This is a genomic window from Empedobacter sp. GD03865, from assembly GCF_029840775.1.
GTDB classification, from domain to species: domain Bacteria; phylum Bacteroidota; class Bacteroidia; order Flavobacteriales; family Weeksellaceae; genus Empedobacter; species Empedobacter falsenii_B.
In genome coordinates this window covers 1-12123 of sequence record NZ_JAOCDF010000032.1, presented here as the reverse complement: position 1 = coordinate 12123, position 12123 = coordinate 1, and the positions used below count along the sequence as shown (strand labels likewise).

The following is a 12123-nucleotide window of genomic DNA, read 5'->3' as shown; positions in this document are numbered from 1 at the left end:
GTGATTAAAAACTCACTTTATCTTTTATATAATTTCCGTTTTGACAGAATTGTTTCAATTCATTTTCGATGAAAATTTCAATAGCTTCCGCATCTTGCGAAGGATACAATAAATGTACATTTGCGCCAGCATCTAATGTGAAATACAAATGATTTCCTGTTTCACGACGGAACTCCCACAATTTTTCTAAAGCAGCAACTGTATTTGGTTTCATCAAAATAAATGCAGGATTCGACATCATCATCATGGCGTGCAATGTCAAAGCTTCATGTTCTACCAATTCTCCAAACGCTTTGATATCGCCAGATTTTAAAATTGGTAATAAAGCTTTTAAGTTTTCATTTGCTTCCACAAAACGACGTTCTGCATACGGATGTCCGTTCATCAAATTGTGACCAACAGTAGAAGAAACCGATTTTTGACCTTCGTGAATCAATAAAATGGTATCATGAAAAGTTTTGAAAACATCATGAATTTCGACATCTGGATATTTTGTTCCAAATAAATCTGAACTACCTTCGATAAAATCATTTTCTCCCCATTCAACCAAACCTTTGTAAACCGAACGACAAGCACTTCCAGAACCTAAACGAGCCAAGAAAGAAGCTTTTTTCTTGGCGTCTTCTTCTGATAAATTTGCGCCAAGAATATTCTCAATTTGAACTAAACATAATGCCATTGCCGACATTCCAGAAGCTGAAGAAGCAATTCCAGAACTATGTGGGAAAGAATTATGTGTGTGAACTTCAAATTTGAATTGATTCAAAAATGGAATGTAAGCCGTAATTCTTTCGAAAAAAGTAATGATTTTTGGAGTAAAACTTTCTTTCAATTCACCTTCTAAATAAACTTCAACTTCGAAAGCATCCGATGTTTTTGGCGAAAATTTTAATTCAGTTTCTGTATAGCTATTGGTTAACGTATAACTAATTGAACTATTGGTTGGAATTTGATTTTTCTTTTTTCCCCAATATTTTACCAACGCAATATTTGATGGACTTTTAGCAGAAACGCTTCCTGATTTTAATTCCGAAGCAGTTGTTGAAAGTGTTGAAATGAATTGTTGTTCCATAAAACAAAAGTAAACTATTTTGTAGAATTCAGCTTTTGAAAGCGTTTATAATGATAATCAATTGCTTCTTTGATTGGAATAAATTCGTATTGAAGCAAATTTTTAACTTTAGAATTGTCGTATTTGGTATAAGTTGTCAACGAATAATAATTCGCTTTTGTCATATATTTTCCACCAAAGATTCGACTAAAAATAGATAGATTTTTAATGATTTTCAAGGTTGAATTCGAAACATTTTTGACTGAACGTTTGCTATTGATCGTAACAAGATCAAATACTTCTCGGTAACTTTTATTTTCAGAAATTACCACAAATTTTTGATTGTAAACGTGTTGATTAATTAATTCTAAAAAAATCTTCACCACATCGCGTACATCAACAAATCCTGTTCCGCCCGAAGGAGCATAATCGCTTTTTGATGAATTTTGTTGAAACAAACTTTCGCTTGCACGTTTAGTATCCAAAGTTCCGATGATTACACCAGGATTTATAATAATAACTTTAATACCTTCTTGTGAAGCACGCCAAACTTCCATTTCTGCTCTAAATTTTGAGATAGAATAAGAAGAATGCGTCAAGCCATTATTCCAACCAGAACGTTCGTCAATCATTTTAGTTGCTGGATTCAAATCATCCATCGAAGCAATAGAGCTGATGAAGAAAAATTCTTTCACGCCAGAATCAATCGCTTCATTTACCAAAGTCTCAGTTCCTAAAATATTCGTATTGAAAATTTCTTCTTCTTGACGTTCATCAAATGAAACAAAAGCCGCAGCGTGATAAATTGTCTCGATTCCGTCTAATAAATTTGGAAGTTCAGTAACATCCAACAAATCACCATCAATCCAATGAATAAATTGATAAAATTGCGAAGCATTTTGTTCCGCAAAGAAATTTTGGATGGTTTCTGTGTTCGATGTTTTTCGTTTTAAAGCACGAATAGGTTGTTGCTTTTTTGCCAATTCTACCAACAAATGCGCACCAACCAAACCTGTTCCTCCCGTTACGAAAATCATACTGAATTATAAATATTTTTTTTTCCTGAACCAAAAGTAAATAAAAATTACCACTAATAACATGACAAGTAAACAAATTGGATAGCCTAATTTGTAATTTAATTCAGGCATGAAATCGAAATTCATTCCATAAATTCCAGCGATAAAAGTTAAGGGTAAGAAAAATGCCGAAAAAACGGTAAGCGTTTGCATGATTTCGTTAGATTTCTGTCCATTTAAGGAAAGATAAATTGTTAACAAACTTTGTACGTCATCTACAATTTGTGAATGCAAGTGTAACATTTTTACGTTTTCTTCGTACAAATCCTGTGATGAACTTGTCTTTTTGTTATCCGCTCGATATTCTTTCAGTGCTTCAAGTGTATAATCTAATATTTTTTTGCAAGCTGTGGCTTCTCGTTTGATTTTATATAAGGTAGGAAGTTTAATTTTTCTAAAATCATCCGTAAAAATTAAATGTTCGAGTTGATTAACTTCTTCGTCCATTTGATATGCTGGTTCTTCATACGTTTTGATGGTTTCGGAAATAATACGATACAAAATTCCTTTGATAATGATTTTAGAAGGATCAGTATTAGCTAAATATTTTTTCTGAATTTTCTCGAAAATATCCGTTTCCTTTTGATGAACAGTCACAATAAAATCTGCACCGATGTAAATACTGATTTTGTGACTAAATTCTCGAACAGTGTTTTTCAACATACGGTGTTCTTTATCAAAAAAACGAATTAACAAAAACGAAACTTTTGAATCATCTGATTCATATTTAGGTAAATGTCCAGGCTCCAAACTATCCTCAATTGTTAATTTCTGAAAACAATATTTAGTAGCAATTTCATTCAACTCAATTTTTGTAGGATTTTGTAAATTAATCCATTTGAATTTTTCGTTTTCGAAAAGTGTTTGCATGTATTCCTTTTATTCAAATTTTAAATAAATATATCAAATAAGTTTTATTTTGACAGATCATTTATAATCTACTGAAAAATCATAACTTTGTATCTTGTAAAAATTAGATAAAAAATATATTAAAATACTATGAATCCATTAATTGAAGAATTGACTTGGAGAGGACTGGTTCACAATATTATGCCAGGGACAGAAGAACAACTAAATAAAGAAATGACTTCTGGTTATGTAGGTTTCGATCCTACAGCAGATTCTCTTCACGTGGGAAGTTTGGTTCCTATTTTCTTATTGGTTCATTTGCAACGTCACGGTCATCGTCCAATCGCCTTAGTCGGTGGTGCAACTGGTTTTATCGGTGATCCTACTGGTAAAGCAGCAGAGAGAAGTTTATTAGACGAAGAAACATTGAATAAATATGTTGCTGGAATTAAAGCACAATTGTCTCGTTTCTTAGATTTTGATACGAATAATGGAAATTCAGCTTTATTGGTGAATAACTATGATTGGATGAAAGATTTTTCGTTCATCGATTTTGCACGTAATGTCGGAAAACACATTACTGTAAATTATATGATGGCAAAAGATTCTGTAAAATCTAGACTATCTTCTGAATCGAATGTCGGAATGTCTTTCACAGAATTTACATATCAATTGATTCAAGGATATGATTATTTGCATTTGTACAAAGAATTAGGTGCAAAATTGCAAATGGGAGGTTCTGATCAATGGGGAAATATCACAACAGGAACAGAATTAATTCGTCGTACAGTACAAGGTGAAGCTTTTGCTTTTACTTGTCCATTAACAACTAAAGCGGACGGAACTAAATTTGGAAAATCGGAAGGAGGCGAAAATATTTGGCTAGATAAAAACCGTACTTCTCCTTATAAATTCTACCAATTTTGGTTAAATCAAGCGGATGCTGATGCAGAACGTTACATCAAAATTTATACGTTCTTAGAAAAAGAAGCGATTGATGATTTAATCGAGCGTCATCGTCAAGAGCCACATTTACGCGAATTACAACGTAAATTAGCAACTGAAATTACAATTTTAGTTCATGGTGTTGAAGAATTACGCAAAGCAGAAAAAGCATCTCAAGTTTTATTCGGAAAATCAACTTCAGAAGATTTGAAAGAATTAGATGGAGATACTTTCTTATCAGTTTTCGAAGGTGTGCCTCAAGCAACTATTGCAAAAACTGATATCGAAGCGGGATTGGATATTGTTACTGCTTTAGCAGAAAAATCAGGCTTCTTAAAATCAAATTCAGAAGCGCGTCGTGAATTAAAAGCAAACGCAATTTCTGTAAACAAAGAAAAAGTAGCGGAAGAATTTGTATTAACAACAGAAAATTTAATTGCTGATAAATATGTTTTATTACAAAAAGGTAAAAAGAATTATTTCATCTTAATTGTTGAATAATTTTTTAGATAAAACATTTCCAAAATAGAAAGCAAGCTGAATTAAGCTTGCTTTTTGTTTTGAAAACTATTTTTTTATCTCAATTCTGAAAGATAATTTTTTATGGCTTCTGAAAGATTTCCGGTTGAATTTTCTAAAACGCGTAAAAAAGCACTTCCTATAATTGCTCCATTTGCGTAATTCCAAGCTTTTTCTACATCAGCCTTTGTCGAAATCCCAAATCCAATTTGATGTGGTTTTGTTAAGCCTAGATTTTTAACATTTGACAAAAAATCTTCATTATAATTAGATTCTGTTGCACCTGTAGTTGCAGAACTAGAAACAATATAAACAAATCCAGAAGTTGCATCATTAATCTCTTTGATGCGTTTTTCTGTTGTTAAAGGTGTAATTAGAAAAGTAACTTTTTGATCGTATTTCTCAAATAATTCTTTGTGTTGTGCCAAGTAAATTTCGTACGGCATATCAGGTAATATCAACCCTGAAACTCCACTTTCTTGACAATTTTGTAAGAATTTTTCTAATCCAAATGTCATCACTTGATTGTAGTAACCCATCAAAACAATTGGTGCAGAAATTTCATTTTGAACCGATTTTAATTGCTCAAACAAAATATCTAATGTCATTCCATTTGCTAAAGCTTTTTCGCTTGTAGCCTGTATTGTTGGACCATCAGCTAAAGGATCAGAATAAGGAATGCCGACTTCGATAATGTCAACATTATTTTGATCTAATTCTTTTAAAACAATAGGGGTATCCGATAAATTCGGATACCCAGCTGTTGTGTATATTGTAACGAGGTTTTTATTTTTTTGACTAAATAATTGCTCTAATTTGTTCATTTTTATTTTGCTTGTTTTAATAAGATTGTATAGACTGGAAAGTGGTCAGAATAACCGTTTGCACGATAAGTATCGCCGCTCCACATACGGTTAGGGAATCCTTTATACGCACCTTCTGTCGCTTTCAAATAATCTTTGTTGTAAATTTCAGTTTTGAAGATTTTATACGTTGAATAATCTTTATTTTTTGTAACCAATGATGAAGTTGAGATAAATTGATCAAATAGATTCCAAGCATCACGATAAGCTAAAGTACCAATACCTTTTTTGTATAAAGGTAACATAGGATCGTAATATCCGTTATCCGAAACTTTAGCAATTTCTCCAGCTGGATCAAATGTATTTTTAATACTTGGAGAAATAGGATCATCATTAAAATCACCCATTGCAATTACTTTTGCATTTGGATTTTTAGATTTTAATTCATCAAAAATTCCTTTCATCACCTTTGCTGCTTCCATACGAGCTGGCATCGAAACTTTTTCTCCTCCACTACGAGAAGGCCAGTGATTTACTAAAAAAGTGATTTCTTCACCGTCTAATAAACCTGTAACTTGTAGAATATCACGCGTATATTTTCGTTTACCTTCAGCATCATAATTGAAAATTGGATGAGGTCTTGCATCAATTACCTTGAAACGAGATTTTTGATACAATAAACCTGTATCAACTCCACGAGCATCAAACGAATTGAAATGAACAACACCATAATCGTATTTTTTCAAAGCAGAGCTTTTTGCTAAATCTTCTAAAGTTTCTCTTGTCTCGATCTCACAAATACCAACGATTACAGGAGCAGAACCTGTAACATCTGCGCCTAATTCGCTAATAACTTTTGAAATATTATTGACTTTTTGGAAATATTTTTCTGTATTCCATCTTTTATTTCCGTTTGGTAAAAATTCTTCTTGAAGAATTAATGGACGGATAATTTTCTTTCCTTTTATATTTTCGTACGTATAACTTTGTTTGAATTCTTCTGTTTCGTACTTCGAAATGTCAGATTCAGCAATCTGAATGTGGTAATTTTTGTCATTAAAAGGTAAAGTTCCATTTACATATCCAACTGATTTTATGGTGTCAAAAAGATTCTCGATATTATAAAAAGCTACAGTTGCACTTGAATATTTGCTTTGAGCTTTAACATTTAACGTTAAGAATAAATTAAAAATTATTAATAAAGTTAAAGATTTGTTAATTTTAAACATATGTTATTAATTATGAATTTATTAAATTTGTTGTCCTATTTTTTCTGATGAAGGAAATAGATAGCTAATTTATAAATAAAAATTCGTTTGAATGAACAAATTATTGTTAAGTCTTTCAGTCTTTGCTGCAACTGTCGCTATGGCACAGGCGCAAACAAAGGTTACTGGGGTGGCGAAAAATGCTGCTACAGGTGAGGAGGTTTATAACCTCACTGTACGTTTGGACGGAGGAGCAGTAAGCGATGCTGCTATCACCGATCGTATAGGGTATTTTCAGTTTGTAGATATTCCGGATGGAACGTACAAATTACAAGTTTATGGCGTGGGCTATGACCCATATGAAAAAGAAATCACAGTAGCAGGGCAAAAAGAGCTTGACTTAGGTGATATTAAATTAACATTTAATCCAAATACAGCAGAAGTTGGAATTATTACATTAACAGATGATGAATTATCTGATGATGAAAGTTCGACAGCTTCAAATTCAGGACTTTTACAATCTTCTCGCGATGTTTTTGCTCGCGTTTCTGCGTACGAATTAGGTTCGTATTGGTTTAAACCAAGAGGTTTAGACAACAAATATAATGATGTATTATTCAATGGAGTTCGTATGAACAAAATGGATAATGGTCGTGCAACTTTTAACAACTGGGGAGGTTTGAATGATGTAACTCGTCGTCCAGATGAGTTAACATACGGAATTGAACCTTCTAATTATGCTTTTGGTGATTTAGGTGGAGTTACAAATTTTGATACTCGACCTTCAACAATGCGTAAGGGAGTAAGTTTGGCTTATTCTAGTACAAATCGTTCATACAGAAACCGTGTAATGGCTACATATAATACGGGATTGATGGATAATGGTTGGGCGTTTATGGTTTCTGGAAGTAGACGTTGGGCAGAAGAAGGTATTATAGAAGGTACTTTTTATGATGCATACGCTTACTACTTAGGAGTTGAGAAAAAGTTTAATGAAAAACATACTTTAAACTTTACAAGTTTTGGTGCGCCAACTCGTCGTTCTACAGGTTCACCTAATACACAAGAAGTTGTGGATATGATGGGGATTTATTACAATTCTTATTGGGGATGGCAAGATGGTGAAAAACGTAATGAGCGTGTAAAGAAAACATTCGAGCCTATTAATATGTTGACGCATCATTGGAATATTAACAATAAATCAAAATTAACAACAACAGTTTCTTATCAATTTGGTAAAGAAAGTAGTTCTCGTTTAGATTGGTTTGCAGGAAATAATCCTTCTCCAGTTTACTATCGTAATTTACCATCTTATTTTGCATATAGTGGAGCAAGTCAAAGTGCTATAAACAATCAAACTGAATTATGGAGAAGTGGCCAAATTTCTCAAATAGATTGGACAAGTTTATATGAAGCTAATATTAACAATGCAGGGAGATCTGTTTATTGGTTGACTGCAGATGTTAACGAAGATAAAACAGCAACTGCTTATACGAATTTTCAGACAGAGTTAGCGCCTAATATAGATTTGACAATTGCAGCTTCTTATCAAAATACGAAATCTCAATTATATCGTGAAATACAAGATTTATTAGGTGGACAATATGTTGAGAATAAAGATAACTTTACTCATGCTAGATTTAACATTTTAGACCCTGACTATCAGCCAACAAAAGGGCAGCGTCAAGGATATAATTATGAAATTAATCGTGATTATGCAGATTTATTCGCTCAATCTAAAATAAAAGGAAAATTTTTAGATGTAACAATTGGAATGAAAGCTGCTTTGACGAAATTTTATCGTGATGGTAAATGGATGCACGAATCTTATCAGACTACTTCTTATGGAAAAAGTAAAACTTACGATTTCTTAGATTTTGGAGTGAAATCTAATTTCTTAGTAAAATTAGATGGACGTAACTTTATTCAAGCAAATGTAATGTATCAAACAGAAGCACCAACTTCTGATGAGATTTTTCCAAATGCTCGTGTAACTAACGTAACCGTAGATGGAGTAGAAAGTGCAAAAATATTCTCAAGTGACTTATCATATATTTTAAGAGCTCCACGTATTAAAGCTCGTGCAACGGCTTTTTACACAAGAACAAAAGACGAAATCGAGAAAGCATTTGGTTATATCGATGGAGCAAATGACCAAGTCTTTGTTTCAGAAGTTATGACAGGTGTTGGAAAAGAATATTTGGGAACAGAATTGGCGGTAGAAGCACAAGTATTACCAGTACTTACAGTTTCTGCAGTAGCTTCTATTGGTCAATATGTTTACAAAGACAACCCTAGTTATAATTTATATTCTGATGATTATGTGAAACCTGGAAACATTGGAGTTCCTTACCAAAACTTCGGAACTGCTTATCTTCATAATTATAAAGTAGGAAGCGGACCACAATCTGGTTTCTCTTTAAGTGCAGAGTACCGTGATCCTAAATTCTGGTGGATTGGTGTATCTGGAAATTTATTAGCAAATAATTACATAGATCCTGCAGCTTTTCGTAGAACTGTAAATTTCTTTACGAATGAATATGGAGAGTTATATGATATTAATGATCAAGATTTAAAAGCTGCTTTAAAGCAAGAGAAGTTGAGTAACGAATTCATGTTAAATATTAATATGGGTAAAACATTTCGTATAGGTAAATATTCTGCAGGAATTTCTGGAACAATTAATAATGTATTGAATAATAAAAACTACGTTACTGGAGGTTTCGAACAATTAAGAGTTGGTAACTACGAGAATGCTATTGATCCTAATTATCGTACATTATTTGGGCCAAAAATGTTCTACGGAATGGGTACAACATATTTTGCAAATGTTTATTTCAGATTCTAAATAAAATATTAACAACGAATACAATTAAAAATGAATACAATATCAAAATTAACAATAGCAAGTCTTTTGAGTTTAGGCTTATTTGTAACTCAATCGTGTGTACAGGATGATGATTATGCAACACCTCCAATTGAGTGTGCTGATAAATTAACAGCAAATATTACAATAGCAGATTTAACAACTAAAGTAACTTCTGGGCAATTAAAACTTGACTCAAATGGAGCAGTAGCAGAAGATCTTGTAATGGATGCTTATGTAATTTCAAGTGATGAAACAGGAAATTTTTATAAAACAATTTCTTTACAAGACAAAATTGAAGATCCAACAACAGGTATCCAAATTGAAATTGATGGAGCTAATTTATATGCTAATTATCCTTTAGGTGCTAGAATTCAAATTAGTTTAAAAGGACTTGTTGTAGCAAAGGATAGAGGAATTATGAAAATCGGTTCTGTAGATCCTACTTATGCTGTAGGTCGTATACCATCTGCAAACATGAAAAAATATATTTTTAAAACATGTGATCCAATAAAAACGATCACTCCAAAAGTATACAATAGCTTATCAGATGCTTTGAAAGCAGGAAATTTGAATACCTTAGTTACAATCAAAAATGTTCAGTTTCAAGATCCAGATACAGATAAAACTTATGGAGTAGAAGCTACAACTGTTAATCGTGTATTAGTAGATAAAACAGGTAAAACAGTTGACTTACGTAATTCTGGATATGCTAAATGGTACAATGAAGAATTACCTAAAGGTAGTGGAGAGATTACTGTAGTTGTTAGTATTTACAATTCAACTTACCAAGTTTATATCCGCGATACAAAAGATGTGAAATTTGATCAGCCTCGTTTTGACGTTGGAGGAGGACAAAATCCAGGTGAAGGAAATAATTCTGAAGCTGCAAATTTATTGTTCAAAGGTTCTGATTTCAATGTTTGGGCTGACTTTTTATCTTCTATTAACTCTTTTGGCTTAGTGAAAGATACCTATGCAACTAGCGGAGTTGGTGTTGGTAGAGATAACACAAATGCATTACTTTTAAAAGGAACACCAAAAGCAAATGATTACGTATTTACAACTATTGTAAATAATACAATTCCTGCAACACCAAAGAAAATTACATTTTATGTAAAAGGAACATCTGGGAAATCATTGTCACTAAATGTGTATAAATCTGATAAAAAATACGTAGTATATAATGTAGGAGATTTATCTAATGCAAATGTATCTTTATCTCCAATTGATGCAAATCAATATACAGGTAAAATTGATACAAAAGGTGAATGGGTTCTAGTTACTCTAAATATTGAAGGAGTAGATATTCAAAAAACTGCTGGTGAAAATATTTTTGCACTAAAAGTAGGAAAAGATGAAGCTTATGATTTAGTTATCGATAATATCAAAATTGACTAATTAATCAGTTTCAATACTATAATAATTAAGGCAACCAATTGGTTGCCTTTTTTTGTTTTTATTAGGTTAATAAATTCCTAAATATTCTTCATTTTTTAACGTGATTTCACATTCTGAAATGTATAAAATTCAAATAAAAATTAACTATTAATATATATTGACTTTATTTAATTCAAAAAAAATTAACATAAAATCAATTTTAATTTTATTAAAAAAAGTTAAAAAAAGATTTATTAATCATTTAATAAGTATTTAAAAATGGATAATTGATAAAAAAAAGTAAACAATGTCTTATTTAGATAAAATGTTAATTATATATCATTTCGTTTTTTTCTCTAAAAAATAATGTTCAGATTTGTTACCCTATTTTATAAAAATAAGACTATGAGGAGAATTGGATATCCTAACAAAACTTCCGTAGTAAGAAAAGATATAAGACACCCGTTGTGCATTTTGATTAATAAATAATATAGTTGTTCATTTGATTGAAAATCAGTAAATTGCTTTAACCACAAAACATTTACAATGAACAACTTAGTTGCTAATTATGAAAGAATATTGGAAGTTCTACGAAAAATATCCACAGATACACTTTTAATTTATCAACGTAGAAAACCTAAACTTTTTGATTTAGAACTCATAAGTCTTGTTTTAACAGCTGAATTTATGGGTATTGATAGTGAAAATCATTTATTTCGAAATCTTCCTAAAGCGCTAAGTTGTAAAATTCAGCGAAGTATTTACAATCGTAGAAAACGAAGATTATCAGAGTAAATTAATAGTATTCGACTTAAATTAGCGAAAGAATTTAATGAATTTGAAAATTGTTTTATCGTTGATAGTATGCCCTTGGAGGTGTGTAAAATAGCAAGAATTAATCGCTCGAAAATTTGCAAAGAACATCAGTATAGTGCACCAAATAGAGGTTTTTGTGCTTCTCAGCAAATGTCTTTTTATAGCTATAAACTTCATGCTATTTGTTCTTTAAATGGTGTTTTCCAGAGTATTGATATCAGTCCCGCATCTGTTCATGATATTCATTTTTTGAAAGATATAAAATCTCAACTATCAGATTGAGTGCTACTTGGGGATAAAGGTTATTTGTCACAAACAATTCAAATTGACTTATTTAATGAAGTTCATATTCGATTAGAAACACCGAAAAGATCCAATCAAAAAGATTACAAACCTCAGTTTTATCCATTTAAAAAGTATAGAAAAAGAATTGAAACTTTATTTTCTCAACTATGTGATCAGTTTATGATTAGACGCAATTATGCAAAGACTTTTGAGGGGTTTAAAACCAGAATTCTAGCTAAAATTACTGCACTAACATTGAATCAGTACATTATTAAAATACACTTAAATCGAAATATTAACAAGCTAAAAACTCAAATTATTTAAA

8 protein-coding genes and 1 pseudogene are annotated in these 12123 nt (G+C 31.4%); 4 read left to right on the top strand and 5 right to left on the bottom strand.

Annotated elements, in window-relative coordinates; genetic code table 11:
• Positions 1-4 precede the first annotated feature (4 nt).
• The 3 genes from N5D46_RS11700 to N5D46_RS11690 are packed head-to-tail and all read right to left on the bottom strand — an operon-like array spanning position 5 to position 2997.
• Positions 5-1072, bottom strand: coding sequence for a diphosphomevalonate decarboxylase (locus tag N5D46_RS11700; protein ID WP_125350010.1), 1068 nt, complete (start codon positions 1070-1072; stop codon positions 5-7).
• A gap of 14 nt (positions 1073-1086) precedes the next feature.
• Positions 1087-2088: an NAD-dependent epimerase/dehydratase family protein gene (locus N5D46_RS11695; protein WP_280050044.1), complete on the bottom strand. Its 1002-nt coding sequence runs from the start codon at positions 2086-2088 to the stop codon at positions 1087-1089.
• Positions 2089-2094: 6 nt separating this feature from the next.
• Complete coding sequence (locus N5D46_RS11690; RefSeq protein WP_280050043.1) at positions 2095-2997, bottom strand: CorA family divalent cation transporter; 903 nt, start codon at positions 2995-2997, stop codon at positions 2095-2097.
• A gap of 129 nt (positions 2998-3126) precedes the next feature.
• Here N5D46_RS11690 and tyrS point away from each other — a divergent pair, with 129 nt between their 5' ends.
• Positions 3127-4422 (top strand): tyrosine--tRNA ligase, encoded by a 1296-nt coding sequence (gene tyrS, locus N5D46_RS11685; RefSeq protein ID WP_280050042.1) that lies wholly within the window; start codon positions 3127-3129, stop codon positions 4420-4422.
• Positions 4423-4496: 74 nt separating this feature from the next.
• On the opposite strand, the gene trpA is transcribed toward tyrS, so the two are convergent.
• Entirely contained in the window at positions 4497-5264 is a 768-nt protein-coding gene (trpA, locus tag N5D46_RS11680; protein ID WP_280037094.1) for a tryptophan synthase subunit alpha, read from the bottom strand.
• Positions 5265-5266: 2 nt separating this feature from the next.
• Positions 5267-6472: an endonuclease gene (locus N5D46_RS11675; RefSeq protein WP_280050040.1), complete on the bottom strand. Its 1206-nt coding sequence runs from the start codon at positions 6470-6472 to the stop codon at positions 5267-5269.
• A gap of 91 nt (positions 6473-6563) precedes the next feature.
• Here N5D46_RS11675 and N5D46_RS11670 point away from each other — a divergent pair, with 91 nt between their 5' ends.
• The 3 genes and pseudogenes from N5D46_RS11670 to N5D46_RS11660 all read left to right on the top strand — a co-directional run bounded on the left by N5D46_RS11670 (position 6564) and on the right by N5D46_RS11660 (position 12122).
• Positions 6564-9299 (top strand): carboxypeptidase regulatory-like domain-containing protein, encoded by a 2736-nt coding sequence (locus N5D46_RS11670; protein ID WP_280050039.1) that lies wholly within the window; start codon positions 6564-6566, stop codon positions 9297-9299.
• A gap of 30 nt (positions 9300-9329) precedes the next feature.
• Positions 9330-10718 (top strand): DUF5689 domain-containing protein, encoded by a 1389-nt coding sequence (locus N5D46_RS11665; protein WP_280050038.1) that lies wholly within the window; start codon positions 9330-9332, stop codon positions 10716-10718.
• A 525-nt stretch (positions 10719-11243) separates the two neighbouring features.
• A pseudogene (locus N5D46_RS11660) lies at positions 11244-12122 on the top strand (IS982 family transposase).
• Position 12123: the final 1 nt, after the last annotated feature.

Coding starts and splice junctions, on each gene's coding strand:
- N5D46_RS11675 (WP_280050040.1), bottom strand. CDS start 6,472: ATGTTTAAAATTAACAAATCTTTAACTTTATTAATAATTTTTAATTTA.
- N5D46_RS11700 (WP_125350010.1), bottom strand. CDS start 1,072: ATGGAACAACAATTCATTTCAACACTTTCAACAACTGCTTCGGAATTA.
- N5D46_RS11670 (WP_280050039.1), top strand. CDS start 6,564: ATGAACAAATTATTGTTAAGTCTTTCAGTCTTTGCTGCAACTGTCGCT.
- N5D46_RS11665 (WP_280050038.1), top strand. CDS start 9,330: ATGAATACAATATCAAAATTAACAATAGCAAGTCTTTTGAGTTTAGGC.
- N5D46_RS11690 (WP_280050043.1), bottom strand. CDS start 2,997: ATGCAAACACTTTTCGAAAACGAAAAATTCAAATGGATTAATTTACAA.
- tyrS (WP_280050042.1), top strand. CDS start 3,127: ATGAATCCATTAATTGAAGAATTGACTTGGAGAGGACTGGTTCACAAT.
- trpA (WP_280037094.1), bottom strand. CDS start 5,264: ATGAACAAATTAGAGCAATTATTTAGTCAAAAAAATAAAAACCTCGTT.
- N5D46_RS11695 (WP_280050044.1), bottom strand. CDS start 2,088: ATGATTTTCGTAACGGGAGGAACAGGTTTGGTTGGTGCGCATTTGTTG.